A 20,833-nucleotide genomic window follows, 5' to 3' on the forward strand; every position below is an offset into this window, starting at 1 on the left:
AAAGAAAACTCGTTATCCCGAGCAAAATAGCAATTTTAAACCCATAAAAACGATAGATTATATGCTCTTAATTTGATGGCTGATACAGGCGCCATCCAATTGGAGAAAAATCCCGATGTCTTTTAAACCCGGTCATATTGCCCTTGCGGTTTTGCCTTCGCTTCTGGCCGCCGGTGCCGTAAGCGCGGAAGGGCTGAAAGGCGCACCCGATCCCTTCGACAAGGGCGGCGTTAAGATTGCATTGATCAGCTATATTTCCGCCGGCGATTTCTTCCAGGCCTATCAGTCGGGTGCAGAGGCGCAGGCCAAGGCGCTGGGCGCAGACCTCAGGATATTCCCCGGCAGGCAGGATGCGGCGCAGCAGCGTGAGCAGATCCTGCAGGCGATCAATCTCGGTGTTAAGGCCATCATCATCGATCACGGCCAGCCGGAATCGCTGACGGATGTGGTTCAGCAGGCGCTGAACAAGGGCATCAAGGTCGTCGCTTTCGACGTGAATCTCAATAATCCGAAGATCCCTCAGGTCGAGCAGTCGGATCATCGTCTGGCCGAGCTGGCGCTTGATCAGGCCCTGAAGGATAACGGCACGAGCTTTGCGGCCGGTTATGCCTACGTGGCGGGCTTTGCGCCGCTCGACCGCCGCAACGAGGTGTGGGACAAGGTGAAAACAGCCAATAAGGGCATTGTCGAGAAAGCCCGTTTCGGCACGGTGAGCGACACGACCGCGGCAGCCACCGCCGATCAGGCCAAGGCCGTTCTGCGCGCCAACCCTGATATCGCGGTGATTTTTGCACCCTATGACGAGTTTGCGCGTGGCGTGAAACTGGCCGCGGCGGATATTGGCATCAGCGATAAAATCAAGATTTATTCCGCCGATATTTCCACGGCCGATATTCAGGAAATCGTCGAGCCCGGCAGCCCCTGGGTTGCAACTGCGGCGACCAATCCGGCTGTCGTCGGTGCAGTATCGGTGCGCGCCGCTGCACTTGAAATCGCCGGCGAGACCGTGCCGAGAAACATCGTGGTCGATCCGGTGCTGGTCACCCAGGAGCAGCTGCGGACCGCAGACGTGAAAACCATCGAGGAACTTGCGAAGAAAATCCCCGCCTTCTCGACCAGCACGGCCGCCACGGCGAGCTGGATACCGGCAGCAGCCTTCTGAACTGCCTGAAAACGGACATGGGAACGCTTCGACCCGCCGTGTCGGGGCGGTTTCATGCCGGAATATGCGTTGAAAGCGTAGTCGCCAATTGTCAGGTGCACATCTTTGGTGCTGTGACGCCAGATTATGGCGGAAGGCGGAAGTGATCGTCGATGTGGCGGCGTTGACGCGTGTCCTTGTGCCAGCCGATGGCCTTTCTGTAACTGCCGAAGAGGTTACTCTCCCGCACGCTGTCCAGTGTCAGGCCATGCACGGTTTCGGCATCCGGATCGACATAAAGAGCATCCACCGGGCAATAGGCCTCGCACATGAAACATGTCTGGCACGAATCCTGCCGCAGGATGACGGGTGGGCCTTCCGGCATCGCCTCGAAGACATTGGTCGGGCACACCTGAACGCACAGATTGCAGTCCGTGCAGGCATCGTTGTCCAGAACCTCGATCATTATTCCGCCGCCTCCTTGTAAATGCCGGGATCAACGCTTTCCCGCCGGATGGCGATTGCATCGAGGCCGCTGAGAATGAGCCGGTGATGCTGGGCCGGATCCTGCTTCGGAAAATCCTCGCGCCGGTGCATGCCGCGCGTTTCGGTGCGCGCAAGGGCAGCGCGATACATGAAGCGCGCGGTGGCGACCATTGCTTGCGCCTGGCGCAGCGCCAATATCTGGCTTTCATCGGCGGCCGTTGCCGTAGCGATACTCGCCCACAAAGTATCAAGCCGTGCCAGTGCTGCCGAAAGACCGGATTGGGTGCGGAAATAGTTGATGTCGAGAGGAAAGACCTCGTCCTGTACCGCCTTGATGATGGCTGCGGGGTCGGTGGGTTCCTGGGGCAATGCGGTCTGGGCGGTGAGCTGCGGAAGGTTGCTTTCCGGCAGTTCCGACTTCTCGCGGGCAAAGGCCGCGGCCGCGGCGCCGGCGAAGGCGCCCGTGGAAATCGCCCAGGCTGCATTGTGGCTGCCACCGCCGGTGAAACCACCGCAGATCGGCTCGCGCGTGGCATTGTCGCCGGCGGCATAAAGGCCGGTGACCGTCGTTGCGCAGTCGAGCCCAGTCAGCCGCAATCCACCGGTGCCGCGCACCGTGCCTTCCAGCCGGAGCTTCACTTCAAAGAATTCGGTGAAGGGATCGATGCCGCGGCGATCGAATGGCACGAAGAAGTTAGGCTGGGCGCGCCGCAGGATCGCCCTCACCTCGTCGGTTTCCGCAAGGTCGAGGCGGGCATAGACGGGTTGCGAAAGCAGGGTGCGGGCAATGATCGAGCGACCCCTGGCGGAGCCTGCGCCTTCTATGAGGCTGTGGTCCTTGCGATAAAACTGCGCGAAACGGTAGAGCGCCGTCTTGGTAATCGAGGCGAAAGCTGGCGAAATCGCATAGGCCGACGAGAATTCCATGCCGGAAAGTTCTGCGCCCGCCTCGGCGCCCATCAGATAGCCATCTCCAGTCAGGACATCGCAGCCGAGCGCCTTGCTCATGAAGGCGCAGCCGCCCGTTGCCAGCACCACCGCTCCGGCGGCGATGCGCCACTGTCCGCCCTGTTGCCGCCGCAGGCCGGTTGCGCCAACCACCTGCGCATCCGCCATCAGTAGGCCCGTTGCGGGGTGGTGATCGAGAATGGTGACACCGGCGTTTTTCACCCGGCGACGCAAAAGCCGCATATATTCCGGTCCCTGAACGGAGATGCGCTGTTGTTCGCCTTTGTCGTCACGGGGGAAGGGGTAGCCCCAGTCGGCCAGCCGGTTGACGCTTTCGAAAGTCTTGTCGAGGACCGGCGCCATCCATGACCGTTCGGAAAGATAACCGCCCATCGCCTCGCGACTTGCCATGGCGGCGTCCCGCGCGTCCTCATCCGGCGGCACATACCATATCTGTGTACCAGCCGAGGCGGTTGCGCCGGAACTGCCGCAATAGCCCTTATCCACCAGAACAACCCTTGCTCCCGCACCGGCGGCTTCCATCGCCGCCCAGCAGCCGGCCGGGCCGCCGCCGATGACAAGCACGTGGCATGCGATATCGGTTGTGGCTGAAAGCGACGCGTGGGTCTCTTCCAAAGGCAGGCTCATGGCAGGCTTCCTTTCTATGAAGAAATCGCATTGCGATTTAAATCTATGTATTGCATAGGTTTTTGAGTTGCTTCCCCGGAGTTCCGCCCATGCCGCTCGCCAGCCTTGCCATGTATGCCAGCCCTTCGCCGGTCAAGGAGGCGACGACGCTGTTCTGGGCGGCGCTGGGCAAGCGTCTTCGTGCCGGTGGCATTGATGCGCCGGAGGCTCTGGATGATAAAATCCGCTATGATGAGGCTTGGTTGCGGTCGGATCTGCTGTTCGGCCAAACCTGCGGCTATCCCTATGTGCGACATCTGCGTGGCAAGGTTCAATTGGTGGCAACCCCGGTCTATAATCTGCCCGGCTGCGACGGCCCGCTCAAATGCAGCTTCATCATCGTCAATGCGGCGTCGCCGGCGCAGTCGATCGAAGAGCTGCGGGGCGCCCGGGCTGCCATCAACGAGCCGGGCAGCAATTCCGGCTATAACCTCTTCCGTGCTTTCGTAGCGCCAAATGCCAGGGACGGCCGTTTTTTTTCTTCCGTGCAGGAAACCGGCGGCCACTTGGCAAGTATCGATGCGGTTTCCAGCGGAAAGGCCGATATCGCTTCCATAGACTGTGTCACCTTCGGCAATACCCTGCGTTTCGATCCGCAACGGGTTGCAGGGGTGCGCGTCCTTGCCGAGACTGCCAGGGGACCGGGCTTGCCCTTCATCACGGCCGCTGCGACACCGGCAAGGGAGCTGGTGGCCCTGCGGCGGGCGGTGGCGGAGACCATCGCCGACCCCGAACTCGCCAGCGTGTGCGATACGCTCTCCCTGCGTGGCATCAGTCTGCTCGGGGATGCCGACTATGAGGTGCTGGCCGAGTTTGATCGGGATGCCGCGCGTCATGGTTACCCCGTTATCGCCTGAGGCAGGGCTTCCACTTCCGCTGTGAGCGGGAAGTGGCAGGCGACACTACGGCCGGATGAGCCGGCGGAGAGAAGTACTGGAACTTCGGTTGCGCAGCGTGGGCGCGCCAGCGGACAGCGTTTATGGAAACGGCAGCCCGAGGGCGGGTTGCCCGGGCTCGGGAGCTCCCCGGAAAGCACGATGCGCTCCCGCCGGCGACTGGAATCCAGTGTGAGGTTGGCGGAGAGCAATGCCTGTGTATAGGGGTGAGCCGGATCGCGAAAAAGATCGGCCGTCGGTCCGCTCTCGACGATCTGGCCAAGATACATCACCGCGACACGATCGGTAACGCGGCCGACCACATTGAGATTGTGGGAGATGAGCAGATAGCTGAGCTTCAGACGATCGCGAAGCACGCGCAGGAGGTTGAGCAATTCGCCCTGAATGGAGATATCGAGGCCGGCCGTCGGTTCATCGGCAACGATGATCGAGGGTTCGGCCGCAAGCGCGCGCACCAGCGCCACACGTCGCGCCTGCCCACCGCTCAACTGATGCGGATAACGTGAAAGAAGTTGCTCGCCGAGACCGATGCTTTCTGCAAGCGCTGATATCCGCGCCCAGCTCTCGGCCGAATGCACTTTGCGGATTTTAAGCGGTTCTGCCAGAAGCGCGCGCACCTTCATGCGGGGAGAAAGCGAGGCGGCGGGGTCCTGGAACAATAGCTGAATGCGGCGCTGCAGATCGTTGCGGCGGGCCGCCGTCACATTGGCGAGCGTCTCTCCCGCGATGGAAAGAGTACCGGCGGCAAGCGGCTGAAGCCCGACGATGGCCCGGGCGAGAGACGATTTTCCGCACCCGCTTTCTCCGACAAGGCCGAGGGTTTCGCCGGAAAACAGATCCAGCGACACGCCATCAACGGCGGTCAGCCGGTCATAACGGATCACCGCGTTCTTCAGGGAAAGGGCAGGAGTATTCATCGTGCCGCCTCCAGCCAGCAGAAGAAGTTCTGCCCGCTCTTCGCCTGCCGACGCGGCGGTTTTTCGCTACAGCGGTCGTGGCGGGAGGGACATCGCTCGGCAAAGATGCAGCCTTGCGGTCGCTTGGCGGGATCGGGAACGGTACCGGGAATGGTGGCAAGATCCTGCCGGCGGTCGAACGCGGCGTAAGGGTCTATCTCGCAGTTGAGCAAGGCGCGGGTATAGGGATGGTGCGGATGATGCAGGACGTCTGTTACCCGACCGCTTTCCACCACCGTTCCCGCATACATCACGATGACGCTGTCACAGAGTTCGGCAATCAGCCCCATGCTGTGACTGACGACCAGCATGGAAGCGACAGTCCGCTGTCGCAGCCGATGCAGCATCTCCACCACCTGCGCTTCGACAGTGGCATCGAGCGCGGTCGTCGGTTCGTCGGCAATCAACAATTTCGGTTCGACCAGAAGCGCCATGGCGATCACGACACGTTGCCGCATACCGCCTGAAAATTCGTGCGGATATCGATGCATGCGCTGCGCCGCATCCTGCAAACCGACATCGGAGAGCACCGCTTCGGCCCGTGCCCAGAGCGCCCGACGGTTTTCCTTCGGGAATCGCCGGCGCTGGATGTCGACGAGCTGCGTGCCGATCGTGAACATCGGGTTCAGCGCGGTCATGGGGTCCTGAAACACCATCGCTATATCGGTGCCGCGCAGCCTTGCTGTTTCCGCTGATGTCAGGTTCGTCCCGCGTCCGTCGAAAGCTGCGCGGTTCGCGGAGATTTCCGCATTATCGGCAAGCAGGCCGAGCAGGGTGAAGGCGACAGTCGACTTGCCGCTGCCGCTTTCCCCGACGAGGCCGACGGACTGGCCGCGGCCAATGGTGATATCGACGCCGTCGATGATATGCGCTTTCTGCCCGGCGCCCCTGTAAGACACGTTGAGATTTTCGATGAGGAGGAGGGCGTCTGTCACAGGCTTTTCCTCAGTTTCGGGTCAAGCGTGTCACGCAGGGCTTCACCGAGAAGCGCAAAACCGAGTGTCGCGAGGATCAACGCCAGACCCGAAAAAGTGGCGAGCCATACCGACTGGTCGAGATAGGTGTAGCCGTCATTGAGCAGGTTACCCCAGCTCGCAAGCGGCGGGCGCACGCCGAGACCGAGAAAGCTCAACCCCGCCTCGATGGTGATGACGACAGGGATATCCATGCATGCCAGCACGAAAATCGGGCCAATGATGTTGGGCGTGACATGATGCAGGACAACCCGCCACGTTTCCGCACCGAGAACCCTTTCCGCCTCGATGAAAGGGCTGTTGCGGATCGCGATCGTCTGGGCGCGTGCGACCCGGCCGAAATGCGGGATGAAGACGATGCTGACAAGCAGGACGACATTGCCAAGGCCCGGGCCGAATACGGCGACGAGCGCGAGAGCGAGGATGATGCTTGGAAACGACGTCACGACATCGAAGATACCGACGACGAAGAGATCTACGACGCGTGAGGAAAGGGCGGCCGCCACGCCGAGTGCGACACCCGTTGTCAAAGAAATGGCGATGACGGAAAGAGAAATGCCGAGTGCGACCCGTGCGCCGTAGATAAGTCGGCTTAATATGTCGCGCCCGAGATGATCGGTTCCCAGAAGATGTTGCAATGACGGGTCCATGAACCGGCTCGACGGCGCGATTGCGTTCGGCCCATAGGGCGCGATCAACGGCGCAGCGATTCCCACCAGACAAAGCAGCGTGACCGCAAAGAGAGCGAAGGTGCCGCCGGGCCGGCGGGAAAGGTCGTGGAGGACGGTCATGGCTGTTGCCTCCCGGACAAGAGCCGGCCACGCTCGCGCGGATCGAGCAGGCTCTGGGAGAGGTCCGCAATGAGATTGGTCAGGACGTAAAGCAGCACGATGGTGAAGACGCCGCCCTGAACCACCGGGTAATTGCGGGTGCGGATGGCGTCATAGATCAACGAACCGAGGCCGGGACGGTTGAAAATGACTTCGGCAAAGACCGCCCCGCCCAGAAGCTCTCCAAAACCCATGCCAAGCACCGCGACAGTGGGCAATATTGCCGGTTTGAGGGCGTATTTTACCAGGATTTTCGTCTCGCTGACCCCATAGGCCCGCAATGTGCGTATCTGGTTTTCGCCAAGCACTTCCAGCAAGGAGGCGCGCAGCAGACGGGCGATATAACCGATCCAGCCTGCGGCCAGCGCCGCCGTCGGCAGGGCGAGATGCCAGAGCTGGTCGCCGATGTCGCCGGCCTTTCCGGCGCCCAACACCGGAAACCACCGCAGCTTTACCGAAAACATCATCAGAAGAAACACCGAGATGACAAAGCTCGGCGTCGAGATGAAGCCGACACTCAGGAAGGCGACAAGCCGGTCTGTCTTGCCGCCCGGCCAGCGCGCGGAGATGAGGGCAAGCGGTAAGCCGAGCGCGATCGCGCAGAGCATGGCGGAAACTGCCAGCGCCACCGTATTTGGTAATGCTGCCGCGACAAGGCTGATGACCGGGCGGCCGTTAAAGACATCTTCGCCGAGATCGCCGGAAACAAGCCGGCCGAAAAAACTGAACACCTGCTCGATCAGCGGCTTATCGAGACCGATGCGGGCGTTAAGCGCGGCAACGGCCTCGGGCGTTGCGCGTGAACCGAGAATTACCGTTGCGGGATCGCCGGGGATCAGCCGGGTAAGCGCCATCAATAAGACGACGGAGCCGGCCACGGCGAGCAGCGCCGTAACCAGCTTGAAGGCGAGATGAATGTGCAGGGATGCGCTCCTCATCGCAGCGTATCCCTGTCTGTCATTGCGAAAACACGCACCGGATCAGGCCGTCGCTTCCGTAAAGGCTGTATAGAGCCAGTTGTTGCCATTCGGGAGAACACCGGGCTTCAGCCATTTGCGCGAGGCAAAAGCATTCAGATTGTGCGTGATCCAGATGAAGGCTGCGGATTCGTCGAGCAGTTTCTGGGCTTCGATGTATATCTTTTCACGCTCAGCGGGATCGACCGTGACACCCCCCTTTTCGTGCAGCGCATCGTAATCAGCGTTCTTCCAGCGCTGCCAGTTCCATTGGCCGACCTGCGCCGAGGTGAACCATTGTGTCTGGAAGCCAGGGTCAAACTTTCCGTTGAATTTGACCAGCGAGAGTTCGAGATCCTTGCTGGCGTCGTTTTTGCCAAGCGCCCAGTAGGCGGCGGATTCCAGCGCCTCGATCTCCACTTCGATGCCGACTTCGGAAAGGTTGGCCTGAATGATCTGGGCAATGGCCTCATAACGTGCCGTTGCTTCGATGGTGAGTTTGGTCTTGAAGCCGTTCGCATGCCCGGCTTCCGCAAGCAATGCCTGCGCCTTTTCCAGATCACGGGCATAGACCGGGGCTTCTTTCCAGTATCCGAGCAGGCTTGGTGCCAGCAGCGAATTGGCGCGCGGATAGATGCCGGAATAGGCGCCCTGCAGGATCGCGTCGACGTCTACGGCATAACGGATCGCCTGGCGGACGCGGATGTCGTTGAAGGGAGCCTTCTCGATATTGGGGCCGAACCAGACGTAATCGATGGCCGGAATTTCCGTCACGCTTGCATCGGGCAGGTTCGCCAGGGCCTTGCCGTTTTCGGGATCGATCGCGGTGAAGTCGATCTCGCCGGACTGGAAGGCGATTTCCGAGGTCTTCTGTTCTCCGATCGGTTTGCCGACGATCTCTTGGAAATGCGGTTTGATCGGTCCCTTGTAGTTGGGGTTGATTTCCAGAGTGAAATGCTCGCGCGGAACCCATTCCTTGAGAACATAAGGGCCGCTGCCGATCAGTTTCGTGGCAATATCCTTGCCCAGTGCTTCGAACGCCTTTTTCGAAATGATCCGGCCAGACCCATCGGCGAGTGCGATCGTATAGAGCGCCGGTGCCGGCTGCTTCAGGATGATGCGGCCTTCAAGCGGGCCGGTGACCTCGACGCGATCAAGGGCCGACCAGTCCTTGGCATAGGTAACGGGCTTGCCTTCGGCATCGGGCTTGAGGAAACGCTCGAAGGAGAATTTCACGTCTTCGGCGGTCAGTTCGCCATAACCGTCGGTAAAGGTGAGGCCACTGCGCAGTTTGAAACGGATTTCGGTGTCGCTCACCTGTTCCAGTTCTTCGGCGGCATCGAGTTCCCAGTCCGTCGAGCCCGGCTTGAAGGAGATCAGGCCCTGCTGTACCGACCAGAGGACGTTGAGATCGATCGGGCCTGAACGATTGGCCGGATCGAGATTTGAAAGGTCTTTCTCGACGCGGACGACAATCCTGGAGCGGTCGGTATTGGCGAAGGCGGGATGAATCCCGGCAAGAGCAGCAAGGCCCACAATGGAGGCGCCGCCGACGAGTACCTGCCGGCGTGTGGTGTTGAATGTCACGTAATGTCCCTCCGGTATGGAGCACTTGCCAACGGTTGGCGGCGCTCATGAATTCGATGGAGGGATTAAAGCCAATAGCCTACAAATTTTATAGAATAAATATTTTCCGTATAACGCTGCCGCAAAACCATTTTTCCCTTTTTAGCGTCTCTGCTGCAAACCCGTGCGGCGCGGCATCCGGGACCTGTCTTTATAGTGGTGCGCGAAACCCATTGCTTATCGCTCCAGCCGGAACCTCTTCATGTCCCGTCTCCCACTCCCCGATCCTTTTCGCTCGCCATCTACGCCCTTTGCCATAGCCCGTATCGAATGGCAGACGGTGGCCTTGGCGGTTGTTATTTACGGTGGTTTCCTTACGGTGACATGGTTCTGGCAATCTTTGCCGGTTGTCGTGGTTATCGCCGTTGGCGGATGGCTGATCGCCTGGCATGGATCGCTCCAGCACGAGGTCATTCATGGGCATCCGACCCGCTATCGCACCATCAACGACGCAATCGGCTGGCCGCCTTTATCCCTGTGGTTGCCCTATGCCATTTACCGGGAAGGACACCTGACCCACCACCGGGACGAACATCTGACCGATCCGATCGAAGATCCGGAATCCTCTTATTTCACCCAGGCCGCCTGGGAGAAAATAGGGTTGATCGGTCGATATCTGGCACTCTGGAACACCACCTTGCTCGGGCGACTGACGCTTGGCCCGCTGGTCATGATCGTTAATTTTCTGGCGCAGGAGGCTTATCTGGTCTTTAAGGGCGACAGGCCACGCGCGGCACTTTGGGCGCGGCACGCGATTGGAGTTGCGGGTGTTCTGATCTGGGTGGTGGGGATTTGCGGAATGCCGCTCTGGCTCTATCTCTTCGGCTTTGTTTATGTCGGCGCGGCGCTGAGCAGGCTCCGGTCCTATGCGGAGCACCGTTATGCCGACAATCACGATGAGCGCACCGCGATCGTTGAGAATAGTCCGCTGTTCGGGTTGCTGTTTCTCTACAATAATCTGCATGTGCTGCATCACAAATTGCCTGCGGCCCCCTGGTACAGCATCCCCGTTCTCTACCGTCGCCATCGAAACACTCTTGTTACGATCAATGGCGGTCTCGTTTATAATGGTTATCTCGATGTCGCCCGCCGCTTCTTCCTGAAACCCCATGACGATCCCCGTCATCCTCGCCATCTTGACGCATTGCCCGTTGATGCTGCGACGAAGGATGTTTGATTGTAACGGGTAAGAGGAACATCACCCACCCCAACAGGCGGCATCAAAATCAATGCGTGCCATCAAGGTCATTGTTGCGGAAGCCGGCTACCGCCCACCGATTGATCCCCCGATGACCACAACCTGATAGTATAGTAATGGATCGATTGCTCGAAATGCGTGTTTTTAGAAAAGGCAATTGCTTATTTTTTGAATTGTCGGCACGGCGTTGCTCTTGACGGAAGTGATGGCTTCGCTGGCCTCTTTTTCCGCGCCACGCCTTGCGGGTAAAATTGGTATGATCATTGAGTTTTCTTAGAATTCATCATACATATTTTGCAGGCTTCGCGCCTGACCCCTATTTTAATGCATGGTGATCGACGTGGCTGAACAGCAAAAACAGCGCAGCAAATCTTCCGGCTCTCTGGTTACCAAAGTCAGCCTGAGCCTTAGACATGCGATCGCGTCAGGGCAATATGGCCCCGGCGACCGCTTGCCCAGCGAGATCGAAATGACCGAAACCCATGGTGTCAGCCGCACAGTGGTGCGCGAGGCGGTCACGGCCCTGCGCTGCGACGGGCTGGTGGAAGTTCGCCAGGGGGCGGGCATTTTTGTGCTGAAGCGTGAAAAGGAGACGTTACCCACGCCCGGTATCGATCGTGCCCGGCTATCGTCCGATCTGGAGGTTCTGGAAATCAGAACGCCGCTTGAAATCGAGGCGGCGGGGCTGGCCGCCCTCCGTCGTTCACCGTCGCAGGAAGAAGCCATTTTCGACTGTCACGCCCGGCTTCTCAGATGTATCGACGAAAATCGGTCCATTCGCGAGGCGGATCTGGCGTTGCATCTGGCCATTGCGGCGGCCACCAACAATCCGCTCTTCACGCAGTTCCTTGAGTTGCACGGTCAGGCCGTGATCCCGCAATCCCGCGTGGTGCCCGAGACCCGGGAAAACGACCAGACGGCCTATCGACGGCTGATCCATAGGGAACATGAGGCCATCGTCATCGCCATATCGGACAGGAATGAACAGGATGCCAAACTGGCCATGCAGGCGCATCTGCGCGGCAGCCAGAACCGCTATCGCGACATGATGCGTGACCTTCGCGGCATTTCGCACAGCTAGAGCATTTCCTGCGAAGCCGCATCGCGGGTTGCGGCCAAAAACCCAGGTAATCAGGGATTTATGATGCTTCCCGCAAATCCGCGCCCCAGACCTCGATTTGTGTCAGTGCGGGGAAAGGCGAGGGGTCATCCGCTTTTTTCAGATCGTGCAGGCGGATCCATTCCACCCGACGCGGCGCGACCGGGAACGTCTGGGCGGCGCCGGTTTTCTGCAGGGTGAAGCGCACGCTCTCGCCGTCGGAAAATGTGACGCTCGCTTCTTCCCACCAGGCGTCATGGGGAAAATCCGCCCTCAGATAAAATGTCAGCTGGTCGATCAGAACCGCGCGACCGAAAACAAGCGTCAACGAGGCTTCAGGATCACGGTTGATGCCCCAGCTGGTATAGGGCCAGAAACCATGGCCAGCGCTGACCTTTTCGCCATCGATGACATTACGGGCCGCAAACGCGGCTTCCCCCCGCGTTTCGGTACTCGCGTGGACATGCGGAAACAGCGCGGTGTTTTCGGAATCGTCGAACGGGTTAAGGGCAAGGTTCCTGCGAGCGCCGATCTCACCTGCAAGCGCACAACGCGCCGCAATCCGGTGAATATTCCCGTTGAAAGCCTGCGGCGGATAGGACTTGCGCTTCGCCGCGAAAGGAACCGGCAGGACAAATTTGGCCTTCTGCAAAAAAACCAGCGTGGGCGGCATGCCGGCATCAAGGCCAAGCCAGATATGGCCCGGCTGCGAAGCTTCGACGACGAGCCTGTCGCCTTCGCAATATTCGGCACGATAGACGAGGAACACCTCGTCCTCCGCCCTGGCCTCCGCCAGAATAGCGCCAGCCGCATTGATGACCTTGAGTGTAAGCTTCATCGGCATTTCCTTAACTGATTGTCAGACACAGACGCTCGGCTTTGATGGGAACAAGAATGCGATAGATCATCGGTGGCAAAGACTGGCGAAGCCTGATGTCGTCGATGGTGATGGTCTCGATGGCAGGCTCGCCCGCGCCTTCGCAGACCACCTCTCCGAGATCCGGAAAGATCAGGCTTCCCGGCGTGACATTAGGCTTTTCGGCAACCATCAGTGACAGAACCGCGTCTCTCGTGCCCCGATAATCATCGGTGACCTCGACGCGGCTGCCGCGCAGCAACCGGACACGCCGACGGTAATGTTCGACACCCGCGTCGGCCGGATAAGCTCCCGCTATGTCGAAGGTAATTTCCGCCTGTTTTTCCGAAAACTCCGCGACAAAATCCCGTGCCGCAAACTGTGGCCCTGCGGCCTGCATGACGCCGCCGAAGGTCGGCAGATTGTGAAAGGCCGACTGCATCGTCCAGATTTCGTACCGTCGCGGTGAAAAGGTTTTTGCGGTGTAGGTTTCCACCCCCGCATCGATGATGAATGCCCGGCCATTCTTGTAAAGCGTGAAACTGCCGACATCATTGTGGTTGTGGCTCTCGCCATTATTGCCCGCCTTCACGGCAAGATCGAAAACCCCGTCACGGGCGATCGCCAATCCGATGCCGGGATAGGCAATGTCGGTCTTCGTGGGGTCTGCAACCGCAAGTGCGGACAATTCCGGCGTGGTGAGGGCCGCCTGAACGCGATACCAAAGGTTCCACTCTTTCCCGATCAACCTGTCCGGCGAGCGGTTCCAGCAGGCGGCGGCGAAAGCCTGAAGCGGCAGCGAAGAGACGGCTTTACCGAAGAGATATTCACGAACGCCTGATATCGCGACCTTCGCCGGTGCATCGGCGAAGTTGAAAAAACTGTCTCCCGCTATATGCATGTTGAGGATGAATTCGGCCATGTTGCGCAGTTTCGGCGTTTCGAAAAGCGGCGTCATCGAGCCGGGCGCGCTGGCCTCCAGAATGCTCATCGCGCCGAACAGACACAGCGCCGCATGGCCGTAATAAAGGACGCCTTCTTCGCAGGCTCCGTCTTCCGCATAGTCCTTCTGAAACGCATCGAGACTCTTGAGCGCCTTTTCCACGACCGAACGCCGCGTCGGCTGGTCGATGGGCAACAATAGAGTGGAAAGCAGGACGTTCTGGGTGATCCAGGCGGTCCAGTTATTCATTCGCTCGTCGCCATTCCCCATCCACCAGAAATGCCGTGCAAGATAGGGCTGCGTGATCCGTCGGTCGATCTCGGCGCGGATACGGGATAAGAGTGTCGCATTTGTCCGTTCAAGTTCCGGTGTGAGCAGGTGCAGGCACAAGGCAAGATTGGCGCCCGTTTCGGCGGCGAACAGGTCGATCACCGGATTTTGCGGATCGGGCAGAGAATCTCTTGGGCCGCCGCGAACATGGGAATTATGGGCAGGCAATTGCCAGCCGCTCTCTTCGCATATCAGCCAGAGACCATCGATGATCGCATCGAGAAAACGGCCCTGTCCCTCGGCGCATTCTGCCAAAACCAACGCGTTCAGCTTCAGCCGGCGGGAAAAATAGAGCGCTTCGAAACGATCGCGATTGCCGCTTCGGCCGTATTCCCGGTAATCGCCCGCCAGAATGACGGACCAGGGTTCGCCAAGGGCCTGTTTCGCAGCCTCGACGAAACTGTCGCGAACCGCATCCGGCATTGAGGAGCGAATTTTTTCCGCCGTCAGTTCCGAGCCGAAATCGGCGAACCGATTGGGTAGAAACCGCATCATTTCGACAAACACGCCCGCAAACCTCCCGCGCGTTCCGTAATCCGATATGGCCTCCTATCATACGTATTTTTGAAAAACCAGAAAATTTGTCTGACTTTGTGCAAAGTTGTTTGACCAATATCGATATTATGTTATCCAGAGCGCGGGAGGCGGCAGGGAGAAAATCCGGGTCGCAATGGGAAATGCAGGCTACCGGCGCCAATGCAGTGGTGAAACGGCAGCAATGGGAGGTATGCTGTGGCAATCGCAACCGCGACCATGTCCGACAAGCAGGCGGCTCCGTATCGCAGGAAGAAAGTCCGTATCGTTTCCAGACGGCGGCGCAGGATCGAAAACGCGCTTGTCGCCTATTCTTTCATTGCGCCCAATTTTTTGGGCTTTGCGATTTTCACGCTCGGACCAATCGTCTTTGCCTTTGCGCTGGCCTTCATGCACTGGGACGGCTCCAATGCGATGCGTTTTGCCGGTCTCGATAATTTCTGGCGGCTGTTCGAAGACAAGGCGTTTATTGCGGCCTTCTGGAATACGGTCATTTACACCGTCGCATCGGTGCCGGCCACGCTTGCCTGCGCGCTGGGGCTTGCGATCCTGCTCAACCAGAAAATCCGCGGTCGCAATTTCTTCCGCACGGCCATGTTCTTTCCCTATGTCGCATCGCTGGTCGCGGTGGCCGTCGTCTGGAACATGATTTTCAATCCGGAAATGGGTCCGGTCAACATGCTGCTCTATACGCTCGGCCTTGATCCCGCCGACATGCCGGGATGGGCGGCAGACCGGCACTGGGCCATGGTGACGGTCATCCTTTTCGGCGTGTGGAAGAGCATGGGTTATTACATGGTCATCTATCTCGCCGGGCTGCAGGGCATCAATGCGGAGCTTTATGAAGCGGCGGGGCTGGATGGCGCCAATGCCTGGCAGAAATTCATCCACGTCACCCTGCCGCAGCTTGCGCCGACGACCTTCTTCGTCACCGTCATGCTGACGATCCAGTCCTTCAAGGTTTTCGATCAGGTCTACATGATTACACAGGGCGGCCCCGGCACCTCGACGCTGGTTCTCGTCTACCACATCTACAATGAGGCCTTCATTTCCTGGGATCTCGGCTATTCCAGCATGATCGCGCTCGTCCTGTTCTTCCTGGTTCTGATGGTCACCATCATCCAGTTCAAACGGCAGCGGGAGGATTGATCCATGCGCATCATGGGCCGGAAAATCCCCGCCGCCACTGTTGGCATCTATCTGACGGTCATAGTCGTCACCATCGTCATGCTTTTGCCCTTCGCATGGATGCTGTCGGCGTCGCTGAAACTCAGCCGCGACGTTTTCGCGTTTCCGATAGAGTGGGTCCCCTCCCAGCCGCGCTGGGAGAACTACGTGGAAATCTGGACGAAAATCCCGCTGGCGCTGTTCATCTACAATACGTCGAAGCTGACGATCATCGTCACTTTGCTGCAATTGCTGACGTCAAGCTTTGCGGCTTATGCCTTCGCCAAGCTGCATTTTCCCTATAAGAATACGCTGTTCCTCGGCTATATCGCCACCATCGCCATGCCCTGGCAGGTCTATATGGTGCCGCAATTCCTGCTGATGCGTGAATTCGGGCTCAACAACACCCATCTCGCACTGATTTTCCTGCAGGCCTTCACCGCCTTCGGCGTTTTCCTGATGCGGCAATTCTACATGTCGATCCCGAACGAGCTTTGTGAGGCGGCGCGCATCGACGGTATGAACGAATACCAGATCTGGGCGAAGATCATGCTGCCGCTTTCCAAGCCGGCGCTCTCCACACTCACGATTTTCACCTTTGTCACGACCTGGAACGACTTCATGGGTCCGATGATCTATCTCACCAAGACCGAGCTGAAGACCATCCAGATCGGCCTGCGCATGTTCATTTCGCAATATTCGGCGGAATACGGGCTGATCATGGCCGCTTCGGTCGTGGCGCTCATTCCGGTTCTCGTCGTTTTCCTGGCATTGCAGCGCTTCTTCGTTGAAGGCGTCGCCTCCACCGGCCTCAAGGGTTGATTTTATGCTCGATTTGACCACGTCCGTTCCAGCCCCGATCACAACAGCGGAAATCGATGCCGCGCTTGAGGCCGCCGTCGCGCAGGTCAGGCGCAACCTGCCGCAGTTCACCTACGCGGCACAGAACCATTCGAGCGTGAAGAATTTTTATCCGGCCGTCGCCAACGACCAATGGACCGCCGGTTTCTGGCCGGGGCAGATATGGCTTGCCTTCGAACATACCAGCGACAGGACCTTCCAGCATGCGGCGCAAATTCAGGTGCAGAGTTTCTTGCATCGTATCGAAAACCGTATAGAGACCGATCACCACGACATGGGCTTCCTCTATTCGCCCTCCTGCATCGCCGCATGGAAACTGGTGGGAGATGAGGACGGCAGACGCGCGGCGCTGATGGCGGCCGACCAACTGATGGAGCGCTTCCAGCCGGTCGGGCAATTCATCCAGGCCTGGGGTCGCAGGGACAACCCCAACGAATATCGCTACATCATCGACTGCCTTTTGAACCTGCCACTGCTTTATTGGGCAAGCCGTGAAACGGGCCGGGAAGAGTACCGTACCGTAGCACTTGCCCATGCCCGCACCACGCTTGCCCATTCCGTCCGGCCGGACGATTCCACCTATCATACATTTTACATGGACCCGGAGACGGGGGCACCGGTGCGCGGTGTGACAAAGCAGGGTTATAGCGACGAGAGCTACTGGGCGCGCGGGCAGGCCTGGGGCATTGCCGGCATGGCCATCTCATACCGTTACGAGCGCCTGCCAGCCTATCGAGACACCTTCGAGCGGCTTCTTTCCTTCTACCTCAAACGACTACCGGACGATCTCGTGCCCTATTGGGATCTGATCTTCTCGGACAGCGATGGGGAACCGCGCGACAGCTCGGCAGCAGCCATCGTCGCCTGCGGTCTTCTGGAAATGGCGGAGTTGGAGATGCCGGAAAAGGCGGAGGAATACCGCGAACTGGCAAAACGCATGGTGAAAAGCCTTGCCGATATCTACGCCGTCCGGGATCCGGAAATCTCCAACGGGCAGCTTCTGCACGGCACCTATTCCAAGAAGACGCCGCACAATACCTGCCGGGGCGAAGGCGTCGATGAGTGCGTCTCCTGGGGCGATTATTATTATCTGGAAGCGCTGATCCGGCTTTCGCGCAACTGGTCTTCCTATTGGTGAGCGCGAGGAACAGATGGCAAGCATTTCCCTGAAAAAACTCAACAAGACCTTCGGCGCGCTCAAGGTCGTTCACGATATCGATCTGGATATTGCCGACAAGGAATTCATCATTCTCGTCGGCCCTTCCGGATGCGGTAAATCCACGACACTTCGGATGATCGCCGGGCTGGAGGAAATTTCCGGCGGCGAATTGCGCATCGGCGAGGACGTGATGAATGACGTACCCTCCAAGGATCGCGACATCGCCATGGTGTTCCAGAATTATGCGCTTTATCCGCATATGACGGTCTATAAGAACATGGCCTTTGGTCTGGAACTCAGAAAAGCGCCGCGCGATCTCATCGACAGCAAGGTCAAGGATGCGGCGAAAATTCTCGACATCACCCATCTCTTGAACCGCAAGCCGAAGGCACTGTCCGGCGGTCAGCGCCAGCGTGTCGCCCTCGGCCGGGCCATGGTGCGCAATCCGGAGGTCTTTCTGCTCGACGAGCCGCTTTCCAATCTGGATGCCAAGCTGCGCGGCACGATGCGGTCGGAAATTTCCAAACTGCACAAGCGGTTGGACGCCACCTTCATCTACGTCACCCACGATCAGGTGGAAGCCATGACCATGGCGGACCGCATCGTGGTGATGAAGGACGGCCACATCCAGCAGGTGGATACGCCGCAAAATCTCTATGACCGGCCCATCAACATGTTCGTGGCGGGTTTCATCGGCGCGCCGCAGATGAACATGCTGCCCGTAACGCTGCGCCGCGATGGCGATCGCTTCATCGCCCTGTTCGATGGCAATCCTCTGCCTTTGCCAGCTGATATCGATGCCGGGCGTCTGCAGCCTTTCGAGGGAAAAGACCTTGTTCTGGGCATTCGCCCCGAAAATTTCCATGAATTTGCCCCGGCGGATATCGATGCCGCCAATGTCTCCCCCTTCAGGGCGACGGTGGAGCTCGCGGAGCCCATGGGGTCGGAAGTGCATATCAACCTTGTCTCCGGCGGCCGAAACCTCGTCGCACGGGTCTCACCGCGTTTCAGGGCGAAGATCGGCGATTCCGTCGAACTGGTGGCTGATCTGACGAATGCGCAGCTTTTCGATCCCGTCACCGAACGATCGATCCTTTACTGAGACGGTGGGGAGAGCGCGATGCAATGGCTGGAAGGGTTATGGACGAAAGAAGGAGCGGGGATCGACAAGAACGCCCCGCCGCTGACCGGCCTTGCCCAGTTCCTCGATATCATCAAGCGCGAATGGTGGGAGATGGTGAAGCTCAATCTCCTCTTCATCATCGCCAGCCTGCCGGTGGTGACGATGCCGGCGGCGATGCTGGCCATGGCCCGTATCTGCGTTTCCTTCGCGAAGGACGAAAATACCTATCTGCTGCGCGATTTTCTCGAAGCCATGCGGAAATTCGCCCTGCGCGGCACCGCACTAACAGCTGTTAGCGGGCTGCTGGTCAGCGGCGGTGTCTATGCGACCGTCAGTTATGCCGGGGCCGTCCGGCTTCAACTCATCTATAGCCTGCCCTTTGCGATCAGTCTGGCGGCAACGCTGTTCCTCATTCTCGTCTTTGCTTACGCCACGGTTCTCATGGCGAGACAGGACCTGCCGCTTCGGGAGACGCTACGGCGGGCAGCATTTTTTGCCCTCACCAGGCCGCTGCCGATGCTGGCGGCACTTGGTTTCGTCGCCGCGCTCTGGATCGCGCATATCCTGTTTTATCCGGTGTCCGTGTTCATGCCGGCAACCATCAATTTTTCGCTCGGCATGTTCGCCCTGTGCTTTGCGGCAAGAAACGCCGTCGCGCAAAAGCGCCTGCGGGTGCCCGAACCGGCGGGGAGCAGCACTTAAAGCATACCGAAAATCAAACGACATCAGTCAGGGAAGGAGAAACGGGCTATGGAGTTCAAGACAACCAGACGTGCATTTGCTCTCGCAACCGCCGGTCTCGGCATTGCCATGGGCATGGGAGGAACGGCATTCGCTGCGGGCGATGCACCAGTCACGCTCAAATGGGCGCTGTGGGATCTGGATAAGGGCGCTTATTTCAAGCCCTTGATGGAGGCCTACAAGCAGAAACATCCGAATGTGACGTTCGAGGTGGTGGACCTCGGCTCGCAGGACTATACGCAGATGATATCCACGCAGCTGACCGGTGGCTCCAAGGATATCGATGTCGTCACCATCAAGGATGTGCCCGGTTACGCCAATCTGGTGCGCGCCGGCAACATCATCGATCTCAGCGGCTTCATCAAGGACCAGAAGATCGAGACGGCTCCCTATGGCGGCCTGATCGAGGAACTGACCATCGACGGCAATATCTACGCCCTGCCGTTCCGCTCGGATTTCTGGGTGGTCTATTACAACAAGGATATTTTCGACAAGGCAGGTGTGCCTTACCCCACCAATGACATGACCTGGGCGCAGTTTGATGAAATCGCCGGCAAGCTGAAGGGCGGCATGGGCGCCAACCGCATCTATGGCGCGCTCTTGCACACATGGCGTTCGACGGTGCAGCTGCCCGGTATTCAGGATGGCAAGCACACGCTGGTGGATGGTAATTACGAATTCCTGAAACCCTGGTATGAGCGGGCGCTCGCCCTGCAGAAGAGCGGCGCGATACCGTCCTATGCCTCGCTGAAAACATCCAACACCCATTATTCCGCCCTGTTCTTCAACGGAACGATTGGCATGCTGCCGATGGGCACATGGTTCGTCGGAACCCAGATCGCCAAGGTGAAATCGGGCGAGTCGAAAAGCGTCAACTGGGGCATCGTCAAGTTCCCGCATCCGGATGGCGTGGCGGCAGGCGCGACCGCCGCTCAGATTGCCGGATTGTCGGTCAATGCCAATTCCGGTCATAAGGAAGCGGCTCTGGATTTCATCAAGTTCGTCACCGGCCCTGAGGGTGCGGCCATCGTTGCCTCCACCGGCACTTTCCCCGCGCTCAGAACCGATGACGTGAGCGAGAAGATCGCAGCGCTGCCGGGCTTCCCGCAGGATCAGGCCAGCAAGGACGCGTTGCAGGCGGGCAAGGCCTATCTGGAAATGGCGGTCAATCCTAATGCGGCCAAGATCGAAGTCGTCCTGAACCGCGTGCATGATGCGCTGATGACCGACAATATATCCATTGATGACGGCATCAAGGACATGAATGACGGCGTCAAGGCCATCAAATAATTGCCACGGGGCCGCAGGTGATGAGCCTGCGG

The 20,833-nt window shown here is 58.9% G+C and carries 19 protein-coding genes; 10 read left to right on the plus strand and 9 right to left on the minus strand.

The features are described 5' to 3' along the window. Positions 1 to 115 precede the first annotated feature (115 nt). Positions 116 to 1,162, plus strand: coding sequence for a substrate-binding domain-containing protein (locus O8B93_RS18810; RefSeq protein WP_269711440.1), 1,047 nt, complete (start codon positions 116 to 118; stop codon positions 1,160 to 1,162). A 124-nt stretch (positions 1,163 to 1,286) separates the two neighbouring features. Here the strand turns inward: O8B93_RS18810 and O8B93_RS18815 are convergent, their stop codons facing one another. Together O8B93_RS18815 and O8B93_RS18820 are read right to left on the minus strand one after the other, a co-directional pair. After that, on the minus strand, positions 1,287 to 1,607 hold the full coding sequence (locus O8B93_RS18815; protein WP_269711441.1) for a 4Fe-4S dicluster domain-containing protein: 321 nt from the start codon (positions 1,605 to 1,607) through the stop codon (positions 1,287 to 1,289). After that, entirely contained in the window at positions 1,607 to 3,223 is a 1,617-nt protein-coding gene (locus O8B93_RS18820) for an FAD-binding protein (RefSeq protein WP_269711442.1), read from the minus strand. The genes O8B93_RS18815 and O8B93_RS18820 overlap by 1 nt, the downstream gene beginning before the upstream one ends. An 89-nt stretch (positions 3,224 to 3,312) precedes the next feature. On the opposite strand from O8B93_RS18820, the gene O8B93_RS18825 reads away from it, so the two are divergent. Beyond that, positions 3,313 to 4,119, plus strand: a complete 807-nt coding sequence (locus O8B93_RS18825) for a phosphate/phosphite/phosphonate ABC transporter substrate-binding protein (protein WP_269711443.1) — start codon at positions 3,313 to 3,315, stop codon at positions 4,117 to 4,119. Here O8B93_RS18825 and O8B93_RS18830 read toward each other — a convergent pair. From O8B93_RS18830 to O8B93_RS18850, 5 genes are read right to left on the minus strand one after another with little or no spacing between them, the layout of a single operon-like run. Further along, positions 4,101 to 5,075 carry an oligopeptide/dipeptide ABC transporter ATP-binding protein gene (locus O8B93_RS18830; protein ID WP_269711444.1) on the minus strand — a complete coding sequence of 325 codons (975 nt, stop codon included), beginning with the start codon at positions 5,073 to 5,075 and terminating at the stop codon, positions 4,101 to 4,103. The genes O8B93_RS18825 and O8B93_RS18830 overlap by 19 nt on opposite strands. Further along, positions 5,072 to 6,049: an ABC transporter ATP-binding protein gene (locus O8B93_RS18835; protein ID WP_269711445.1), complete on the minus strand. Its 978-nt coding sequence runs from the start codon at positions 6,047 to 6,049 to the stop codon at positions 5,072 to 5,074. The genes O8B93_RS18830 and O8B93_RS18835 overlap by 4 nt, the downstream gene beginning before the upstream one ends. Next, positions 6,046 to 6,879: an ABC transporter permease gene (locus O8B93_RS18840; RefSeq protein ID WP_269711446.1), complete on the minus strand. Its 834-nt coding sequence runs from the start codon at positions 6,877 to 6,879 to the stop codon at positions 6,046 to 6,048. Before O8B93_RS18840 ends, O8B93_RS18835 begins: the two co-directional genes overlap by 4 nt. Next, on the minus strand, positions 6,876 to 7,856 hold the full coding sequence (locus O8B93_RS18845) for an ABC transporter permease (RefSeq protein ID WP_269711447.1): 981 nt from the start codon (positions 7,854 to 7,856) through the stop codon (positions 6,876 to 6,878). The genes O8B93_RS18840 and O8B93_RS18845 overlap by 4 nt, the downstream gene beginning before the upstream one ends. 42 nt (positions 7,857 to 7,898) lie before the next feature. Continuing rightward, a complete protein-coding gene (locus O8B93_RS18850; protein ID WP_269711448.1) occupies positions 7,899 to 9,461 on the minus strand; it encodes an ABC transporter substrate-binding protein in 1,563 nt (520 codons plus the stop codon). A gap of 241 nt (positions 9,462 to 9,702) precedes the next feature. Here O8B93_RS18850 and O8B93_RS18855 point away from each other — a divergent pair, with 241 nt between their 5' ends. Further along, positions 9,703 to 10,677, plus strand: coding sequence for a fatty acid desaturase (locus O8B93_RS18855; protein ID WP_269711449.1), 975 nt, complete (start codon positions 9,703 to 9,705; stop codon positions 10,675 to 10,677). A 349-nt stretch (positions 10,678 to 11,026) separates the two neighbouring features. Beyond that, positions 11,027 to 11,779 carry a FadR/GntR family transcriptional regulator gene (locus O8B93_RS18860; RefSeq protein WP_269711450.1) on the plus strand — a complete coding sequence of 251 codons (753 nt, stop codon included), beginning with the start codon at positions 11,027 to 11,029 and terminating at the stop codon, positions 11,777 to 11,779. Between the two features lie 58 nt (positions 11,780 to 11,837). Here the strand turns inward: O8B93_RS18860 and O8B93_RS18865 are convergent, their stop codons facing one another. Then, complete coding sequence (locus tag O8B93_RS18865; RefSeq protein WP_269711451.1) at positions 11,838 to 12,635, minus strand: carbohydrate-binding protein; 798 nt, start codon at positions 12,633 to 12,635, stop codon at positions 11,838 to 11,840. 10 nt (positions 12,636 to 12,645) lie between these two features. Then, positions 12,646 to 14,433, minus strand: a complete 1,788-nt coding sequence (locus O8B93_RS18870) for a heparinase II/III domain-containing protein (protein ID WP_269711452.1) — start codon at positions 14,431 to 14,433, stop codon at positions 12,646 to 12,648. A gap of 246 nt (positions 14,434 to 14,679) precedes the next feature. On the opposite strand from O8B93_RS18870, the gene O8B93_RS18875 reads away from it, so the two are divergent. Genes O8B93_RS18875 through O8B93_RS18900 form a run of 6 tightly spaced genes read left to right on the plus strand, consistent with a single transcriptional unit; the run spans position 14,680 to position 20,801 of the window. Further along, complete coding sequence (locus tag O8B93_RS18875) at positions 14,680 to 15,609, plus strand: carbohydrate ABC transporter permease (protein WP_405049074.1); 930 nt, start codon at positions 14,680 to 14,682, stop codon at positions 15,607 to 15,609. Positions 15,610 to 15,612: 3 nt separating this feature from the next. Beyond that, the gene (locus O8B93_RS18880) at positions 15,613 to 16,449 is read left to right on the plus strand and encodes a carbohydrate ABC transporter permease (RefSeq protein ID WP_174009308.1); all 837 of its coding nucleotides are present in this window, start codon (positions 15,613 to 15,615) and stop codon (positions 16,447 to 16,449) included. A gap of 4 nt (positions 16,450 to 16,453) precedes the next feature. Then, the gene (locus tag O8B93_RS18885; protein ID WP_269711454.1) at positions 16,454 to 17,626 is read left to right on the plus strand and encodes a glycoside hydrolase family 88 protein; all 1,173 of its coding nucleotides are present in this window, start codon (positions 16,454 to 16,456) and stop codon (positions 17,624 to 17,626) included. Positions 17,627 to 17,639: 13 nt separating this feature from the next. Then, positions 17,640 to 18,749, plus strand: coding sequence for an ABC transporter ATP-binding protein (locus tag O8B93_RS18890; protein ID WP_269711455.1), 1,110 nt, complete (start codon positions 17,640 to 17,642; stop codon positions 18,747 to 18,749). Between the two features lie 18 nt (positions 18,750 to 18,767). Beyond that, complete coding sequence (locus tag O8B93_RS18895; protein ID WP_269711456.1) at positions 18,768 to 19,472, plus strand: DUF624 domain-containing protein; 705 nt, start codon at positions 18,768 to 18,770, stop codon at positions 19,470 to 19,472. A 48-nt stretch (positions 19,473 to 19,520) separates the two neighbouring features. Continuing rightward, positions 19,521 to 20,801: an ABC transporter substrate-binding protein gene (locus O8B93_RS18900; RefSeq protein WP_405049071.1), complete on the plus strand. Its 1,281-nt coding sequence runs from the start codon at positions 19,521 to 19,523 to the stop codon at positions 20,799 to 20,801. Positions 20,802 to 20,833 lie beyond the last annotated feature (32 nt).

The organism is Martinezella rhizogenes (genome assembly GCF_027460065.1).
GTDB lineage: Bacteria > Pseudomonadota > Alphaproteobacteria > Rhizobiales > Rhizobiaceae > Agrobacterium > Agrobacterium rhizogenes_C.

Bases quoted from the DNA above. Each gene is read 5' to 3' on its own strand.
- O8B93_RS18815 (WP_269711441.1), bottom strand. From the start codon at position 1,607: ATGATCGAGGTTCTGGACAACGATGCCTGCACGGACTGCAATCTGTGC.
- O8B93_RS18875 (WP_405049074.1), top strand. From the start codon at position 14,680: ATGTCCGACAAGCAGGCGGCTCCGTATCGCAGGAAGAAAGTCCGTATC.
- O8B93_RS18880 (WP_174009308.1), top strand. From the start codon at position 15,613: ATGCGCATCATGGGCCGGAAAATCCCCGCCGCCACTGTTGGCATCTAT.
- O8B93_RS18830 (WP_269711444.1), bottom strand. From the start codon at position 5,075: ATGAATACTCCTGCCCTTTCCCTGAAGAACGCGGTGATCCGTTATGAC.
- O8B93_RS18860 (WP_269711450.1), top strand. From the start codon at position 11,027: ATGGTGATCGACGTGGCTGAACAGCAAAAACAGCGCAGCAAATCTTCC.
- O8B93_RS18825 (WP_269711443.1), top strand. From the start codon at position 3,313: ATGCCGCTCGCCAGCCTTGCCATGTATGCCAGCCCTTCGCCGGTCAAG.
- O8B93_RS18885 (WP_269711454.1), top strand. From the start codon at position 16,454: ATGCTCGATTTGACCACGTCCGTTCCAGCCCCGATCACAACAGCGGAA.
- O8B93_RS18820 (WP_269711442.1), bottom strand. From the start codon at position 3,223: ATGAGCCTGCCTTTGGAAGAGACCCACGCGTCGCTTTCAGCCACAACC.
- O8B93_RS18895 (WP_269711456.1), top strand. From the start codon at position 18,768: ATGCAATGGCTGGAAGGGTTATGGACGAAAGAAGGAGCGGGGATCGAC.
- O8B93_RS18865 (WP_269711451.1), bottom strand. From the start codon at position 12,635: ATGAAGCTTACACTCAAGGTCATCAATGCGGCTGGCGCTATTCTGGCG.
- O8B93_RS18810 (WP_269711440.1), top strand. From the start codon at position 116: ATGTCTTTTAAACCCGGTCATATTGCCCTTGCGGTTTTGCCTTCGCTT.
- O8B93_RS18845 (WP_269711447.1), bottom strand. From the start codon at position 7,856: ATGAGGAGCGCATCCCTGCACATTCATCTCGCCTTCAAGCTGGTTACG.
- O8B93_RS18890 (WP_269711455.1), top strand. From the start codon at position 17,640: ATGGCAAGCATTTCCCTGAAAAAACTCAACAAGACCTTCGGCGCGCTC.
- O8B93_RS18855 (WP_269711449.1), top strand. From the start codon at position 9,703: ATGTCCCGTCTCCCACTCCCCGATCCTTTTCGCTCGCCATCTACGCCC.
- O8B93_RS18900 (WP_405049071.1), top strand. From the start codon at position 19,521: ATGGAGTTCAAGACAACCAGACGTGCATTTGCTCTCGCAACCGCCGGT.
- O8B93_RS18840 (WP_269711446.1), bottom strand. From the start codon at position 6,879: ATGACCGTCCTCCACGACCTTTCCCGCCGGCCCGGCGGCACCTTCGCT.